The 17,180-nt window shown below is 30.1% G+C and carries 17 protein-coding genes; 11 read left to right on the top strand and 6 right to left on the bottom strand.

What is annotated here, in order from left to right; all coding sequences use genetic code 11:
* Nucleotides 1–5: 5 nt before the first annotated feature.
* Nucleotides 6–275, bottom strand: coding sequence for a hypothetical protein (locus MARPI_RS08920; protein ID WP_014297264.1), 270 nt, complete (start codon nucleotides 273–275; stop codon nucleotides 6–8).
* 20 nt (nucleotides 276–295) lie between these two features.
* Nucleotides 296–634, bottom strand: a complete 339-nt coding sequence (locus MARPI_RS08915; protein ID WP_014297263.1) for a hypothetical protein — start codon at nucleotides 632–634, stop codon at nucleotides 296–298.
* Nucleotides 635–780: 146 nt separating this feature from the next.
* Here MARPI_RS08915 and yajC point away from each other — a divergent pair, with 146 nt between their 5' ends.
* Genes yajC through secF form a run of 3 tightly spaced genes read left to right on the top strand, consistent with a single transcriptional unit; the run spans nucleotide 781 to nucleotide 3,500 of the window.
* The gene (gene yajC / locus MARPI_RS08910) at nucleotides 781–1,164 is read left to right on the top strand and encodes a preprotein translocase subunit YajC (protein ID WP_014297262.1); all 384 of its coding nucleotides are present in this window, start codon (nucleotides 781–783) and stop codon (nucleotides 1,162–1,164) included.
* A gap of 18 nt (nucleotides 1,165–1,182) precedes the next feature.
* Complete coding sequence (gene secD, locus MARPI_RS08905) at nucleotides 1,183–2,592, top strand: protein translocase subunit SecD (protein WP_014297261.1); 1,410 nt, start codon at nucleotides 1,183–1,185, stop codon at nucleotides 2,590–2,592.
* Nucleotides 2,592–3,500 carry a protein translocase subunit SecF gene (secF, locus tag MARPI_RS08900; RefSeq protein WP_014297260.1) on the top strand — a complete coding sequence of 303 codons (909 nt, stop codon included), beginning with the start codon at nucleotides 2,592–2,594 and terminating at the stop codon, nucleotides 3,498–3,500. The genes secD and secF overlap by 1 nt, the downstream gene beginning before the upstream one ends.
* A 119-nt stretch (nucleotides 3,501–3,619) precedes the next feature.
* Here secF and MARPI_RS08895 read toward each other — a convergent pair whose 3' ends face one another.
* Together MARPI_RS08895 and MARPI_RS08890 are read right to left on the bottom strand one after the other, a co-directional pair.
* Nucleotides 3,620–4,807: a flagellin N-terminal helical domain-containing protein gene (locus MARPI_RS08895; RefSeq protein ID WP_014297259.1), complete on the bottom strand. Its 1,188-nt coding sequence runs from the start codon at nucleotides 4,805–4,807 to the stop codon at nucleotides 3,620–3,622.
* Nucleotides 4,808–4,935: 128 nt separating this feature from the next.
* Entirely contained in the window at nucleotides 4,936–6,123 is a 1,188-nt protein-coding gene (locus MARPI_RS08890; protein WP_014297258.1) for a flagellin N-terminal helical domain-containing protein, read from the bottom strand.
* A 252-nt stretch (nucleotides 6,124–6,375) separates the two neighbouring features.
* On the opposite strand from MARPI_RS08890, the gene MARPI_RS08885 reads away from it, so the two are divergent.
* On the top strand, nucleotides 6,376–7,149 hold the full coding sequence (locus MARPI_RS08885) for an alpha/beta hydrolase (protein ID WP_014297257.1): 774 nt from the start codon (nucleotides 6,376–6,378) through the stop codon (nucleotides 7,147–7,149).
* A 15-nt stretch (nucleotides 7,150–7,164) separates the two neighbouring features.
* Here MARPI_RS08885 and MARPI_RS08880 read toward each other — a convergent pair whose 3' ends face one another.
* Together MARPI_RS08880 and MARPI_RS08875 are read right to left on the bottom strand one after the other, a co-directional pair.
* Complete coding sequence (locus MARPI_RS08880) at nucleotides 7,165–8,040, bottom strand: hypothetical protein (protein WP_014297256.1); 876 nt, start codon at nucleotides 8,038–8,040, stop codon at nucleotides 7,165–7,167.
* A gap of 13 nt (nucleotides 8,041–8,053) precedes the next feature.
* Nucleotides 8,054–9,469: an Rne/Rng family ribonuclease gene (locus MARPI_RS08875; protein ID WP_014297255.1), complete on the bottom strand. Its 1,416-nt coding sequence runs from the start codon at nucleotides 9,467–9,469 to the stop codon at nucleotides 8,054–8,056.
* A 140-nt stretch (nucleotides 9,470–9,609) separates the two neighbouring features.
* Between MARPI_RS08875 and MARPI_RS08870 the strand changes: the two genes are divergently transcribed.
* The 7 genes from MARPI_RS08870 to pheT all read left to right on the top strand — a co-directional run bounded on the left by MARPI_RS08870 (nucleotide 9,610) and on the right by pheT (nucleotide 17,134).
* The gene (locus tag MARPI_RS08870; RefSeq protein WP_014297254.1) at nucleotides 9,610–10,491 is read left to right on the top strand and encodes a hypothetical protein; all 882 of its coding nucleotides are present in this window, start codon (nucleotides 9,610–9,612) and stop codon (nucleotides 10,489–10,491) included.
* Nucleotides 10,492–10,582: 91 nt separating this feature from the next.
* Nucleotides 10,583–11,242, top strand: a complete 660-nt coding sequence (gene fsa, locus MARPI_RS08865; protein WP_014297253.1) for a fructose-6-phosphate aldolase — start codon at nucleotides 10,583–10,585, stop codon at nucleotides 11,240–11,242.
* 23 nt (nucleotides 11,243–11,265) lie between these two features.
* Nucleotides 11,266–11,853 carry a hypothetical protein gene (locus MARPI_RS08860; protein ID WP_014297252.1) on the top strand — a complete coding sequence of 196 codons (588 nt, stop codon included), beginning with the start codon at nucleotides 11,266–11,268 and terminating at the stop codon, nucleotides 11,851–11,853.
* Between the two features lie 2 nt (nucleotides 11,854–11,855).
* Entirely contained in the window at nucleotides 11,856–12,683 is an 828-nt protein-coding gene (locus MARPI_RS08855) for a hypothetical protein (RefSeq protein ID WP_014297251.1), read from the top strand.
* Nucleotides 12,670–13,713: an Rpn family recombination-promoting nuclease/putative transposase gene (locus MARPI_RS08850; RefSeq protein ID WP_014297250.1), complete on the top strand. Its 1,044-nt coding sequence runs from the start codon at nucleotides 12,670–12,672 to the stop codon at nucleotides 13,711–13,713. Before MARPI_RS08855 ends, MARPI_RS08850 begins: the two co-directional genes overlap by 14 nt.
* 24 nt (nucleotides 13,714–13,737) lie before the next feature.
* A complete protein-coding gene (locus MARPI_RS08845) occupies nucleotides 13,738–14,760 on the top strand; it encodes a phenylalanine--tRNA ligase subunit alpha (protein WP_014297249.1) in 1,023 nt (340 codons plus the stop codon).
* A gap of 13 nt (nucleotides 14,761–14,773) precedes the next feature.
* Nucleotides 14,774–17,134, top strand: a complete 2,361-nt coding sequence (pheT, locus tag MARPI_RS08840; protein WP_014297248.1) for a phenylalanine--tRNA ligase subunit beta — start codon at nucleotides 14,774–14,776, stop codon at nucleotides 17,132–17,134.
* The last annotated feature ends 46 nt before the right edge of the window (nucleotides 17,135–17,180 follow it).

The following is a 17,180-nucleotide window of genomic DNA, read 5'->3' as shown; positions in this document are numbered from 1 at the left end:
CCCCATTATTCCTTTTTGCGGGAGACATCAGAGGCTTTGGAAATTAATTTTTTTAATCCTTTCTTTAATTCTATCTTTTCAAGATGCTCATTTAATAGCAGGTAAAGCAATATGTGCACAGGCTCCATATTGCTTGCTTGACTGTATATATTTTCAACATCTTTTTTTATATTATCAAGAATTTCATTTACAATTTCTTCCGGTTCATCAGTAAGAAATTCATATGTTTGTCCAAGGAAATCAAAATGTATTTTTTTCAGCCTCTTATCTCCCACAAATGTCACCGCCTAAAATTTTACCATTTCTGTTCTTCATATCCCTGATTTTCGTGAGATTCTGCAGAAGGATTTTCAACAGTTTCTTCAACAACCTCATTTACAACCTCTTCCACTTCATCACCAATAATTTCCTTTAACTTATAATTAATTTCCTGAATATACTTTTCTGTTTCTTCTTCTTTTCTTTTTAATTCTTCAAGTTGTGATTTCAATTCATCTCTTTCTCTTGATAATTTTTCATATTCAGCATATAATTCATCATTTTCCTTTTTTAAGGCTTCTTTTTCTTCTTTTACCTTTTTATATTTTTCTGCGAGATTTTCAATAACCTTTTCTAATTCTTTTAAAAGTTCCATAATAATCAACCCCCTTAATTTTTTCGTCATTAAATTTTTCTATATTTTTTTAAGAAATCCTGGTAGAATTATACCACAAAAATTTTCAGAAATCATAATTCTGTGTTATAATATTGTAGAAAAAATATATCGGAGGTGAAGTTTTCATGAATTTTAATAGCATAAAAGAAATTTTATTATTTGGTCCACCAGAAGCAGCTGCGGCTCCACAAACCGCAACAACAGCGCAAACAGGAAGTATTTGGGGGTTACTATTCCCATTATTACTTATGTTTGGTTTAATGTATTTCTTAATTATAATGCCACAGAAAAAACAGGAAAAGAAACACAAAGAAATGATCTCAAAGTTAAAAAAGGATGATAAAATCCTTACACAATCAGGTATCATTGGTAAAATTGTAAACATAAACAACGATTTCATAAGAATTAGAACTGCAGATAGAACAGAACTTGATATTACAAAAAATTCTGTAGTAGCAGTTTTATCAAAATCCAACAAAGAAGATAATAAAGAAAACAGCAAAAAATAGTCAAGGGGGTAGATTTTCTTGAAAGCACACAAAGTTAGAGTAACCGTTTCAGTACTTGTTTTTGTAGCAGCTTTATTGATGTTTTTCTGGCCAACAGGCACTAACAACAGCGAAGAAGGTATTTTAAAGTATTTTTCAAATATCAAGCTCGGGCTTGATATTAAAGGCGGAAGTATGCTTGAATATGATATGAAGCTGGATGAAGGAACAGATCCTAACGAAATTATTGACAACGTTATCCTCGTATTAAGAAAAAGATTGGATGCAGCTGGATATACAGAAGCAGTTGTTTCAAAAGTTGTTAGTGGAAACAAAATAAGGGTTAGGGTGGAAATCCCCGGTATTACAGACATAGAAACAGCAGAAAAATTAATTGGTAGTAGAGGTAAATTATATTTTGCCGAAGTTATTGATGTTCAAACCTCAGATGCAAAACCTGAAATTAGAAGAAATAGATATGTAACCATAAATGGAAAAGATGAACCTTTATATGATTATGTAAGAGATATGTATGATGAAACAACATGGTATAAAGTACAGAAGATATTTACATTTGGTAAAGAACCATTTGAATTTACAGGAACAGATGTTGTTGATGCAAATGCAGATATCAACACAAGAGAAAAAGGTTTTCTTGTTAACTTAAAATTCAGTTCACAGGGAAGCAAAAAATTCGAATTAATTACAGGTAATCTCGTAGGAAAAAGATTGGCTATTATTCTTGATAACAGAGTTATAATTGCTCCAGTTGTTAACCAGAAAATAACAAGCAGTTCTGCTGTTATTGAAGGAATTCAGACTATTGACGAAGCAAGAAATGTTGCTGCTTTAATTAAAGCTGGAAATCTTCCTGTAGATCTTGTTAAATTCCAGGAAAGAACAACTGGACCAACATTGGGTAAAGATGTTGTTGAAACAATAGTAAAAGCAGGTTTATTAGGACTTGCAGTTGTTATGGTTTATATGATTGTATTCTATGGTTGGATGGGTGTAGTTGCAGATATTGCTTTAATATTCAACTCTGTATTATTACTCGGTGTTTTAGCCGGAACACACGCAATTCTTACATTACCTGGTCTTGCTGGTATTATCTTAACTTTTGGTACAACAGTTGATGGTAATGTTATTATTTATGAAAGAATTAAAGAAGAATTAAGACACGGAAGACCTCCTCTAACAGCCGTTAGATTTGGTTTTGATAAGGCTTTCTGGACATTATTTGATGCTAACTTAACCACAGTATTAGCCGGTGTTGTATTATACTACTTTGCAACTGGTACAGTAAGAGGATTTGCTATTACTTTAATTATTGGTGTTCTTGGTAGTATGTTTACAAACCTCGTTGTATCAAGGTCTATTCTTGAAACAACAAGTCATCTAATCAACGTGAAGAAGTACCAGAAAACGGCTGTAAAGGAGGGAAACTAATGATTGATTTCGTTGGAAAAAGAAAACTATTTATAACGCTCTCTCTATTATTAATATTGGCAAGTTTAATTTTTGTATTTACAAAAGGTTTTAATCTCGGTGTTGATTTTGCCGGTGGAACAGAATTTGTTATTTCAGCTGACAAAGAATTAAAAATAGATGAAATAAGAAATGTATTAACAGATATAAATTCTAACTATGCAACAGCAAAGATAGTAAAACTCAAAAACCTAAATGTTGAAAATGCAAGTTTATTTCAATATTCAATTGTTTTAAAAGAATCATTATCAGGTTCCACAGCATTAAAGGAAAACTTAATAAAAACAATGAAAAATTCATTTAAAGAAAAAGGCATAACAATAGATTTTCTTGAATTCAACGATGTTTCAGGTTATGCTGCAGAAGAAATTAAGTCATATGCATGGTATGCTGTTATTATTTCTTTAGTATTATTATTGGCTTACATCACATTAAGATTTAAATTCTCATTTGGTGTAGGTGCTATTATTGCTCTTGCACATGATATAATAATTACTCTTGGTTTTTATTCATTATTCGGCATTGAAATTAATGTAGCAGCCATTGCAGCATTCCTAACACTTGCAGGTTATTCATTAAACGATACTATTGTTGTATATGATAAAATCAGAGAAAATATGAAGAAATTAAGAGGTAAAAAAGATATAGAAGAAATAGTTAATATTAGTATAAACGAAGTTATTGTTAGATCATTAAATACATCTATTACAACATTCCTTGTTGTATTGCCAATTCTTCTCTGGGGCGGAAAGGCAATTGCTCCATTTGCATTTGGTCTTGCAATAGGTGTTATAGTTGGTACATATTCATCACTTTACATTGCAAGTCCTATTGTTATTAACTGGATCAAAAAATCAAAGGTATATTGATATTTATTACAAAAACCCTCCTATTGGAGGGTTTTTTTATTTTTATTATATAAAAAGAAAAAGGGCGAATCCCTTCGCCCTTTTATTACGCCTGGATTGAATTATTAAATTAAATATTATTATCTCAATAATTGTAAAGCCTGTTGTGGTAACTGATTTGCCTGTGATAACATTGCTGTTCCACTCTGTAACAAGATCTGCTGTCTTGTATAATCTGCCATTACCTTTGCAACATCTGCGTCTCTGATACGTGATTCTGCTGCTGTTAAGTTTTCTGATGCTACTCCTAAGTTCTTAATTGTATGTTCAAGTCTGTTTTGAGCTGCACCAAGTTTTGCCCTGAATGCCGATACTTTATATACTGCAGCATCTATAGCACTTATTGCAAATTCTGCATCTTTTTGTGAATCAATCTTTATTTGAGTTGTAATTCCTATATCATCTGCTTTCATACTTTCAAATCCAATTGTTATTGTTTGACCTTCATTTGCACCTATATGGTAATTTAACGGATCTACATCTGAGGAAACCTTACCGTATACAGCAACTGCTCCACCATCTACCTTTGTTCCTGTTGCTAATGTTCCACCATAATCCTCAATTCTTGCAATCTGGGTTGTATCCCAGGTAATCTGAACGTTAGCTGTTCCACCGGCAACTGTTACGTTTGCAGAACCAGCAGTAACTGTTTTTGTAGTAACCATTGTTTTACCGTTTGAATCTACTCTCCAAATTCTTACTTCTAATTCAGAATCTGCATTACCAGTAAATTGTCCAACTTCCATTACAAAATTAGCATCTGCTGTAATTCCTGAAGAATATGCCCCTACTGCAAAATGTGCTGAACCTGGATTTACTATCTTTGCATCTGCATTTCTTGTTGCCTTTAATGAACCATCTAATAAATTCTTTGTGTTAAACTGTGTTGTTTTTGCTATTCTGTTAATTTCGTCTCTTAATTCTGTAAATTCATTCTGTAGCTGTACCCTATCTGCATCTGTGTTTGTATCTGTTGATGCCTGTACTGCTAGTTCTCTCATTCTCTTAAGAATTGAATGAACTTCGTCCAATCCACCTTCTGCTGTTTGGATCATTGAGATAGCATCCTGTGCATTTCTTACTGCTGTGTCTAAACCTTTTATCTGGTTTCTCATCTTTTCAGAGATTGCCAATCCTGCTGCATCATCTGCTGCTCTGTTAATTCTTAAACCAGATGATAGCTTTTCCAATGATTTTCCCATGTTTGTCTTTACATTACTCAATGTTCTCCAGGCGTTTAATGCCTCCATGTTGTGATAAATTCTCATAATTCCACCTCCGTGTGAAATGTTTTGATTTGGGAATCCTCCCTAAATTATTAATCGACGGTAATATATAAAACTTTAGTCTATGCAGAAAATCGGGCGAAAGATTCCGCCCGAAATTATATTATTTATTATCTCAATAATTGTAAAGCCTGTTGTGGTAATTGATTTGCCTGTGATAACATTGCTGTTCCACTCTGCAACAAGATCTGCTGCCTTGTGTACTCTGCCATTACCTTTGCAACATCTGCGTCTCTGATACGTGATTCTGCTGCTGTTAAGTTTTCTGATGCTACTCCTAAGTTCTTAATTGTATGTTCAAGTCTGTTTTGAGCTGCACCAAGTTTTGCCCTGAATGCTGATACTTTATATATTGAAGCATCTATAGCACTTATTGCAAATTCTGCATCTTTTTGTGAATCAATCTTTATTTGAGTTGTAATTCCTATATCATCAGCTTTCATACTTTCAAATCCAATTGTTATTGTTTGACCTTCATTTGCACCTATATGGTAATTTAACGGATCTACATCTGAGGAAACCTTACCGTATACAGCAACTGCTCCACCATCTACCTTTGTTCCTGTTGCTAATGTTCCACCATAATCCTCAATTCTTGCAATCTGGGTTGTATCCCAGGTAATCTGAACGTTAGCTGTTCCACCGGCAACTGTTACGTTTGCAGAACCAGCAGTAACTGTTTTTGTAGTAACCATTGTTTTACCGTTTGAATCTACTCTCCAAATTCTCACTTCTAATTCAGAATCTGCATTACCAGTAAATTGTCCAACTTCCATTACAAAATTAGCATCTGCTGTAATTCCTGAAGAATATGCCCCTACTGCAAAATGTGCTGAACCTGGATTTACTATCTTTGCATCTGCATTTCTTGTTCCTCTTAATGATCCATCTAATAAATTCTTTGTGTTGAACTGTGTTGTTTTTGCTATTCTATTGATTTCGTCTCTTAATTCTGTAAATTCATTCTGTAGCTGTACCCTATCTGCATCTGTGTTTGTATCTGTTGATGCCTGTACTGCTAGTTCTCTCATTCTCTTAAGAATTGAATGAACTTCGTCCAATCCACCTTCTGCTGTTTGAATCATTGAAATGGCATCCTGTGCGTTTCTAATTGCTGTATCTAAACCCTTTATCTGGTTTCTCATCTTTTCAGAGATTGCCAATCCTGCTGCATCATCTGCTGCTCTGTTGATTCTTAAACCAGATGATAACTTTTCCAATGATTTACTCATGTCAGCTTTTACATTACTCATAGTCCTCCATGTGTTTAAAGCCTCAATGTTGTGATAAATTCTCATAATTCCACCTCCGTGTGAAATTTATTTAATTTTTTATTTTCATCTCAATTTGTGTTCACAATATATTTCGTCGGAAATTTTTTTTACTTTAGTTTTTCTTTAAAAAATTTTTTAATTAAGTCTAAAAACTGATATTTTCGTTGTTTTATATGTCTTCATATTATATTTCGTCATTTTTTCTGGGGACTTTAATAAATTTTATAAAATATTCTGTGATATAATAAAATCAGATAATCAAAGGAGAGTGATATTATGTTTTTTGATAATATTCCAGAAAATTCCCATATACTTTATGAAAATTCTCAACCTTTGTTTTTAGAAGGTGGAAAAACTGCTGTTTTAATTATACACGGATATACTGGCACTCCACATGAAATGTATTATCTTGCTCATAGACTAAATGAGGAAGGATTTACTGTATATGTACCAAGATTACCAGGCCACGGAACAAATTTTGAAGATTTTTTAAGTACTTCATGGAAAGACTGGTTAAGAAGGGTTACTGATGCATATATCGAATTGAATTCAAAGTATGAAAAGGTTTACATCACCGGACTTTCTATGGGAGGAGTATTAACATTAATACTTGCATCTAAATTTAATCCTGAAAAGATTGCACTTGCAGCACCTGCCATAGAAGCGAGCGATTGGAGATTAAAATTCACCCCCGTATTAAAATTCTTTACAAAAAAAATAAAAAGAAAAAAGGTTGAGCATTTTGAAGAAGAAGGATTAAATAAAATTGCTAAAGAATATTGGAGCTATGATTGTCCTCCAAAAGCTGCTGATTTATATTTCTTACAAAAAATGGCAAAGCGTAGGCTTATGAGTGTAAAAAGCGATACATTAATTATTGTTTCAAAAAAGGATAAAGCTGTACCAATGAGTGTAGCCAGTACTATAAAAAATAAAATCTCTTCAAAGGTTATAGAAACAGTGGTATTAGAAGAAAGTCCTCATGTTGTTACTAATGATATTGAAAAGGAAAAGGTTGCTGATGAAATTATAAAGTTCTTCAAAAAATAAAAAGATGGAAATGGTTCAACCATTTCCATCTTTTCTTTTATAAAATTCTTCATATAATAAGTTTCTTGATATTTGTTTTCCTTTATTTTCAACAGCATATGAATAGGCTATATTTCCAAGAAGTAGTGAATCTTTTAAATTTTTCCCATCTAACAATGAATTAATAATTATACTTTTAAATGCAGATTTTGCTTCAAAAATATACTCTTTTTTTTCAGAAAAAGGTATTATTTCTTCTTTTATGTCATCAAATTCAAAAACAATATTTCCATTTTTCATAAATGTTATTTTATATAGATATTTTACATTTTTCAATTCCAGTTCTTCATTTATAAAGATGAAATCTCCAAATATTTCAGAATCTTCAGGGAAATTTATTGTTTCTTCAAAATCCAAAAAGATAAATTTGCCCAATAATTTTAGATTCCTTATTAATTTTGTATTCCAGTTGCTTAAAATAATATATACGCTTTTTACTTCATTTATTATTTCTGAAAGATTGTTTAATATAAATGTATAGTCAATATTTTCTATGTTTCTATAATCTTTATAGACTTTATTGAACCCATCACCATATAGCTTTAAAATTCTTCTGGTTCCATATGGCTGTCTTGACCAGAAAAATAATATCTCCTTTTTTTCAAAATAGCTATTTATTAATTCATTAAATTCATCATTGCCAATATAATCAAATAACACAGGACTTATTCCTATTTTTCTTAAATGAGTGGCTATTCTCGTTCCTATTCCATCAACAGCTAATTCAATATGTGGAAGCGTTAAATCAGATTTTATAACTATCTCCACACCCCCAACAATTAAAACATCTGCCTTTCTTTTCATTTCATATACAGAAAACATCTGTTCCTGTATCTGGTAATGGATTCTCATATACATCCCTCTTTTACTTTCTATATCTTATATTATATGAATTAGGATCGGGCCAATTGAAATCAAGATCTAATTTTACATCAAATTTTTCTTCTATTTCTTTTTTCTTCTCTTTGGTGAAATAACCTGAAAGATTATGATATACACTTGTATATACTTCTTTAATATTATGCCCTCTCTTTAAGTCCTCCAAAGATTCTTCTAACTCTTTTATAACCCTTCTAAAAACAATCCTTGGCGATGCTATTTTTCCTGTCCCCTGACAAATTGGACATTGTGTAAATAACAAAGCATCAATTGAAGGAGTTGTTCTTTTTCTTGATAATTCCAATAACCCTAATTTTGTAAATCCAGAAATTGATATTTTCGCTTTATCTTTTTTTGATTCTTCTCTAAAAAGATTTATTATTTCTTCTTTATGTTTTGCATCTTTCATATCTATAAAATCTATTAATATAATTCCCGCTATATTTCTCAGCCTTAATTGTCTTGCAATTTCAACAGTTGCTTCTAAATTTGTTTTGTATGAAGTGTCTTCAACATTTTCTCCAAGCACATTACCTGCAGAATCTATATCAAAAACAGTAAGCGCCTCTGTTTTATCTATTGTTATAACCCCTCCACCTGGAAGTTCTATTTTCCTTGCAAACATATCGTCCATCTGTTCATATACATTAGTCCATGAAAATGCATCTATATCGACTTTTCTTATTTTCACATTTTCATTTATTTCCTTTATCTCTTTATTAAATCTCTTAAAAAGCTCTTTATCATCTGTTATAATCTCATTTACCGAATGATCAAATCGTTCCCTTAATATATAATCAACAAAATTTTCGTCTTCATATAAAAGTGCCGGTTTATTTGAATTTTTAGCTTTTTCCTTTATATTCTCCCAGATTTCCTTTAATTGAAAAAATTCTTCTTTTAAACTTTCAAAATCAACATTTTCGCTGTTCGTTCTAAAGATTATACCTTCTTCTTCGTTTTCTATTAACATTTCCCCAATTTCCCTCAGTCTATCTTTTTCGGATAATGACATAATTTTTTTTGAAATTCCTATGCTATTTTCGCCAAATGGCATATATACCATATACTTTCCGGGAATATTAATGTGCATGGTAAGCTGTGGCCCTTTTCTGACATCGCCATCTTTTTTTACCTGCACAATTATAAATGATCCTCTTCTTAATGTATCAGGATCTATAGTTGTATCTTTAAATCGCAGAAAACCGTTTTTTTTCGCTCCAATATTTACAAAAAAGGATTCAAGAGCCGGAACAACATTTTCTATTCTTCCGTAAAATATTTTTCCTGTTAATTTTCCAACTTCCAGATCTTCAAAAAAGATTTCCATTAATTTTTCATTTTCAAGTAGTGCTACGCGCATTTCGTCTGAATGATTGCTAAATACAAGAGTCTTTTTCATCTGTATCACCTACTCAATATTTTTCCTTATTATTATAACATCAAATTTCGTATTTTTAAAATTAAAAGTATTAAAAAAATCCGCCGATATATAATTCGGGAAAATATTATTTAATTATATCTTTCAAGGAGGAGGATATTATGAGGAAAGGATTTCTGTTTGTTGTTCTGATTTTATTAGGAACTATGGTATTTCCAGAAACATATTATGTTATTGGAAATACTGTTTTTAGAGGCTCTTTACTGGATTCATCAAATCAATATGAAGTTACCGTTGTATCGCCAGAAAATGATTTAACAGGTTTTTCTGATAAAAGAATCATAGTTATCGATGATAATGTAAAAGAGCTGTTAAATCAATATTATCTTGTAAATGGAAACGATATGGCAAAACAAGCTGTAAAAAAAGGAGATATAACTGTAAATGGAAATATTGTTCCAGAATCTGCAAATATGAATTTAAAAACCATTTATCATGAATTTAAATTCTTCATGCCAAAAGATTATTCATTATGGAAAATTGGCGGAAGAAGAGAAGATGAAAATAAAAATGAATTATCTTCTTTAAATAACACGGTATGGTATAGAATCCATAAAAATGGTTTTTCTGAAAATAATTTATATAAAGATTTTGAGTTACCTTATTGCGAAGATACACATGTAGAATTTTATGCAGAAATTGCAGGATTGGTCACAAAAGGAAAAAATCTTGATCAAAAAGCTTATAGCGTTGCAGGGATTATTTTTGCATTTTTAGATGAAAACAAAAATACTCTTGATAAAATTGCTTTTGTGTGGAGTTCTTCAGATTATCCGTTTAAAGAATACTTATGGATTAACCCAATGCCTTTAAAAAATTCTACTGATTTTAGAGTAAAATTTAATGTTAATGATCTTGCATATAAAAAACAGATTAAATATTTAAGAGTTATTTTCTGGACTTTTGGAAGCTCTCATTCTAAAACATTAAACGCTGATTTATGGATTAGAAATATAAGATTAGTTGTTGCAAAAGAAAAATAATTTTAATACTATAAAATATAAGGGTTCGCATTTGCGAACCCTTATATTTGTGATATAATAAATATATACAAACTATTGCGGAGGTGGCAATATGAAGATTTTTCTGGATACTGCAAATATTGAACAGATTAAAATAGCAAAGGATTGGGGCATTATTGATGGAGTAACCACAAATCCAACACTTGTTGCAAAAGAAGGAAATATTGATTTTGAAACAAGAGTAAAGGAAATTTGTGATGTTGTTCAGGGACCGGTAAGTGCTGAGGTTGTATCAATGGACTATGAAAATATGGTAAAAGAAGCAAGGGAATTAGCTAAAATAAGTGAACATGTTGTTATAAAAATTCCCATGACAAAAGATGGAATAAAAGCTGTAAAAACTCTCTCTTCCGAAGGAATAAAGACAAATGTTACTCTTGTCTTTAGTCCTTTACAGGCTCTATTAGCCGCAAAAGCCGGTGCTACATATGTAAGTCCGTTTATAGGTAGAGTTGATGATATTGGAAACCAGGGACTTGAATTAATAGAAGAAATTTTACAGATTTTCTATAATTATGGCTTTGAAACTGAAGTTATTGCCGCAAGTGTAAGACACCCATATCATGTTGTTGAAGTTGCAAAGATGGGATGCGATGTTGCTACAATACCATTTAGTGTTTTAGAAAAACTTTTTATGCATCCATTAACAGATAGAGGTATAGAAAGATTTTCAAAAGACTGGGAAGAATATTTAAAATTAAAAAACAAATAATAAAATAGTATGAGGAATGATAAATGGAAGAACTTTTATTAAAAATTTCAAATACATCTATAGAATTTCCTGATATAGAATTAAATACAGGAGAAAGGTTAGGGATTTTGACAAAAAATCCCTCTTTTCTCTTTGAAAAATTATTTAAGATAATTATTTCTCCAAAAAAATATACCGAAGAATATCTTTTAGAAGGAATAGATGCTGAAAATCTTTCTTTTTTTAGCCATAGAATTTTTCATATTATTTCAAAAGAATTATGGAACACAACAGATTTTATAAAAATATTAAAAAATAAAACAAAATTTAGAAAGATTATAGTTTTAGTATTAAATGAAATAGATATTGAAATTAAACAATTAATTGCCTTAAAAAACTTTTTTGAAGAAAAAAATGATCTAAGTGTACTAGTTATTACAGATTCTAAATTAGCAATAGAAGCAATATGTAATAAAGCTATTGATGAATCTGGAACTTCTTTGGAATTTAATGAAAAGCTGTTATTTGAAGATATAATTTCCGGCGAAATCTTTGAAAATTTTGAAGAAATAAATAATAATTTTGCTCTGGGCATTTTAAAGAAAAGAAGCATTTCTGAGGGGCGAATATAAATATGCATTTAAAAAAAGAATGGGTTACTTTTATAATTATGCTATTATCTTTTACTGGAATCATGCTACTGTCGAATATGATATTTGATCACATATTCCAAAAAGAACCATATTTGTATTATGGTTCTTTGCCTATTGAAAGTAAAAATTTAAAATATACAAAAACATTTCCCAAAAAAGCAAAGGCAGTTTTAAGCCTGGAAGATAATATTATGAAAATATATATTCCCAAAAATACCAGATATTTTGATAATATTTTTAAAGATATAAAGGTTTTTTTATACGATGCATCGTTGAAGAAAAATACAATTGTAAAACCATATTTTATAGATTCTCCATTATTAAAACCACCAGATATATATAATCGATATATTAAAATACTGGGAATAATAATATTTGTGTTTATTTCATTGAGTGGATACATATTTTCCTTTTTCAACAAAAATAATCTAAGATTATTGTTATTACATTATTATCCAGAAATTCTAAAAAGGTTTCTTATATTTATCGCTATTACTTTTAGTTACATTGGAATACTTTTTATACTCAGAAATGACTTAAATCTCTTTCTATTATATATTGTGATGGCATTTGTAGCAATATTATTAACCACAATTTCTAACAAATCTTTCTTAAATTTAATTATCTATGTAGCTGTGTATAATAGCCTATATTTCTTTGAATTTTATAATCCAAACATTAAAGCTTTGACAGCAATTTTAATTGTTGCTCTTGTTATAAATATATCTCTAAACTATTTTCAAATAATAAAAACAAATAATAAGCCAAACAACAAACTTAATAAGGGGGATGCAAATGGGATATTATGATCAACTATTCAAGGAAATATTTTCCGATAAAGAGATGTTAGTTGAATTTATAAACCTATTTGTAAAAAAACTAAAAAATTACGACATACAACCTGAAAATATAACAATAGAAAAAACAAAATTCACAGATTTAAAATATGGAGATAGAGAAAGTGATTTATTGTTTAAAATAAAATATGAAGAAAATGAATTATTTCTATATTTAATAATAGAACATCAATCAAGTGTAGATTATTTAATGCAATTTAGAATACTTGAATATATGGTAAGAATATGGAAAAAATATATAAACGAAAATAAAGAACAATCTAAAAGGAAAAGTTTCAAGTTACCGCCAATAATACCAGTAGTATTCTATAACGGAAAAAGACGATGGACAGCAGAAAATTGGTTTATGAGAAAAATAATTAACTGGGAAGAATTTAGCGTATATGTACCACAATTTAAATATGAAATAATAGATTTAAGTCAAATAGAAGAAAAAGACTTATTAAAAGCCAAAAATGCATTAAGCTTATTATTAGCTGTAGAAAAATTGGATAAAGAGGAAATATCAAAATCCTTAAAAGAAATAAAAGAAGTACTTGAAAAACTACCAGAAAATGAAAAAGAAAAGTTTGGTGAATACATAAACGGAATAATAAAAGTATTGGTAAAACGAGAAAAGATAATAGACACGGATATAGAATTTGAGGAAATTAAGGAGGTGAATTATATGTTTGAAAATTTTGTAAGAACTGTTGAGGAAGCAATAAAAGAAAGTAAAGAAAAAGCTAAAATAGAAGGTTTAGAAGAAGGTAGAAGAGAAGGTTTGGAAGAAGGTAGAAAAGAAGGTAGAAAAGAAGGTAAAGAAGAGAGTAGAAGAGAGATAGCTAAAAAATTATTATTGAAAAAATTTGGAAATAAAATCGAATCTATAATCTATAAATTGGATTACGCCGATAATGATGTTATTGAAAAAATTATTGATAACATTTTTGATATTGAATTTCAGGATATAGAAAAAATTCTAAAAAAAATAGAAAATTAATTATTAGTAAGGAGGAAAAGCACATTGAATGATATAAGAGAAAGGATTATTGAACCACTAAAAGGGGAAATTGATAAAATTAAAAATATTCAAGAATTTCAGGTTCTAAAATCAAAATATGTCGGTAAAAAAGGCGAAATCTCAAAATTAATGAAAGAAATTGGAAAAATCGAACCTGAAAAGAGAAAGGAATTTGGTGCCTTTGTAAATAACTTAAAAAAAGAGGCAGAAGCAATACTTGAGGAAGGTCTGGAAAAGGTTAAACAACACTTAAAGGAAATGGAAGAAAAGAAAAGTTGGGTTGATATAACCTTACCAGGTGCTAAAAGAAAAATTGGGTATGAACATATATTAAAACAAACAATAAGAGATGTATATGAAATATTTTCAAGTATGGGATATAAAATTGTTGAAGGTCCAGAAATTGAAACAACATGGCATAACTTTGATGCATTAAATACACCAGAATGGCATCCAGCAAGAGATATGCAGGATACATTTTATATTGAAGGAAAGGATAATATAATATTAAGAACACACACATCACCTGTTCAGGTTCGTACTATGTTAAACACCGAACCTCCATTGGCTATTATCTCACCTGGAAGAGTTTATAGAAAAGACGAACCAGATGCCACACATTCACCTGCTTTTAATCAATTTGAAGGTTTATATATAGATAAAAATGTAACTGTTGGTCATTTAAAGGCAACTCTTGAACAATTTTTAACTATGTATTTTGGCGGTTCAAGAAAGGTATTATTAAGACCAAGTTATTTCCCATTTGTTGAACCGGGTTATGAAGTTGATGTTGATTGTATGTTCTGTGGCGGAAAAGGTTGTAATGTATGTAAAGGGACTGGTTGGATAGAAATACTCGGTGCAGGTCTTGTTCATCCAAATGTGTTGAAAAATGTTGGATACGATCCAGAAAAATGGCAGGGATTTGCTTTTGGAACAGGAATAGAAAGAATAGCTATGTTAAAATATGGAATTTCAGATATGAGAGAATTTTATAGGAACGATATGAGATTTTTAGGGCTTTAAAGGAGGAATTCTGGTGAATATATCAAGAAATTGGATCTCAGATTATATAGATTTAAAGGTTGATACTGGAACACTTATTGATAAAATAAAAAAACATTCAACTAATGTGGAAGGTGTGGAATATTCCGGCAGAAATCTAAAAGGTGTAATTGTAGGCCGTGTTGAAGAAATAACGGATCATCCTGATGCAGATAGAATCATAATATGTAAAATCAATGTCGGAGATAAATATTTACAAATCTTAACTGCTGATAAATCGGTAAAGGTTAATGACCTTGTACCAGTTGCAGTTGATGGTGCTGTATTACATGGAAACTTTAAAATAAAGGCGAGAAAAATGAGAGGAATTCTTTCAGAAGGAATGCTATGTTCTCTTGAAGAGCTTGGACTTGAAGAAAAATCAGAATTTGTCTATAGAATTCCTGAGGAAGTTGCACCGGGAACAGATTTTATTGAATATTTAAAATTAAAAGATGATATAATTGATATAGAGATATTCCCAAACAGGCCTGATCTCTTATCCTATTTAGGTGTAGCAAGGGAATTTATAGTTATAGATGCAGCAGAAAATTTAAAATTACCTTTAATTGAAAAAATTGAAAAAGGTAACGGATTTCCTGTTAAAATCGAATATGAAGGTTGTAAAAGATATGCAGCTTTAGTTATAGAAGATGTTGAAGTAAAACCTTCACCTTCATGGCTTGTAAAGAGACTAGCTACTGCTGGAATAAGAAGTATAAATAATATTGTAGATATCACAAATTATGTATTGCTCGAAACTGGACATCCTGTTCATGCTTTTGATCTTGATCTAATTGGAAACGAAATTGTTGTAAAAAAAGCTGTTGCAGGTGAAAAAGTATTATTATTAGACGGAAATGAATACGAATTAAACGGAACAGAAACCTTAATTACAGATGGCAATAAATTCCTTGCACTTGGTGGAATTATGGGTGGAGAAGAATCAGGCATAAACGAAAATACAAAAAGAGTATTATTGGAAGTAGCTTATTTTGATCCTGTAAATATCAGAAAAAGCGCAAGATATCATAAAATCTCAACAGATTCATCATATAGATTTGAAAGAGGCGTTGACCCAAATGATACAGAATTTGTAATGGGACGTTTAGCCTACTTAATTAAAGAACTGGCAAATGGAAAAATCAGTGGTCCTATGACAGATGCATATCTAGAATATATAGAACCAAAGAAAATCTTTGTAAGATCTTCTTATGTTTCAAACAGATTGGGAATTGAAATTTCAGAAAATGATATAGAAAACTCTTTATCAAAACTCGATTTTATATTTGAAAAGAAAGAAAACGGATATGAAGTTACTGTTCCTACAAGAAGACCTGATATTTTTGAAGAAATAGATCTTGTAGAAGAAATTGGAAGAATTTATGGTTATCATAATATACCTTCTGTATTGCCTTCCCATAACCTTGTAGGAGGTATTTCAAAATACATTAAATTCAGGGAAAAACTTTCTGAGTTAATGAGATTAAATGGTTATAACGAAGCTTTCACTTTTGCTTTTATGGACAATTCAAGAATGTGGTTAAAAAAAGGAGAAGTATTCCTTGAAAATCCTATTTCATCAGAATTAGGTACAATGAGACCTTTACTTGTATACGGAATTCTTGAATCTGCATCATATAACTTTAGAAATCAGAGTAGAAATATTAAATTATTTGAAATTGGAAAAACATTTTTAAATGACGAAAAATCAGAAACCTCTGTAAAAGAAATAGAAAAACTGGCCTTTGTCGCTGTTGGTGAAGAAAATCCATATGACTACACAGATAAAAGAAATGTTTCATTCTATACATTTAAAGGCACTTTAGATAATTTATTCGATTATTTAAATATTGATGTAGAATATAAAAGAGAAAATATTGAAGGATTATCCTTTGCGCAAAGCGCAAAAATTTATTCTGGTAAAGAAGAAATTGGTTTCTTTGGAAAAATAGAAAATGAAATTGCTGAAAATGTGTATAGCATAAATCAACCTGTATTCATAGCAGAAATAGATATTGAAAAATTATTTGAGTTATATTCTGGAACAAGAAAGTATTCTGTTGTAAATGCTGAATATCCTTCGATGAGAAGAGATTACTCATTACTGGTTGATGATAAAATAACCTTCTATGAAATAAAAGACGCTATTTTAAAAGCAGGAAAAAAACTTGTAGAAGAAATAAAGGTTTTTGACGTATATAAAGGAAAAAATATAGAAGAAGGCAAAACAAGCATCACAATAACTGTTACATATAGAGCTAAAGATAGAACCTTAACAGACGATGAAATAAATAGAATAGCAGAAAAAACTATAAATTTATTTGAAAAAATGGGAATATCTATAAGACATTAATATCCGATGCATTTTAGACGATATATAGTATGACCGGGATTCGAAC

Source organism: Marinitoga piezophila KA3, assembly GCF_000255135.1.
Classification (GTDB): Bacteria; Thermotogota; Thermotogae; order Petrotogales; family Petrotogaceae; genus Marinitoga; species Marinitoga piezophila.
This window is presented reverse-complemented; position numbering and strand designations above follow the sequence as displayed.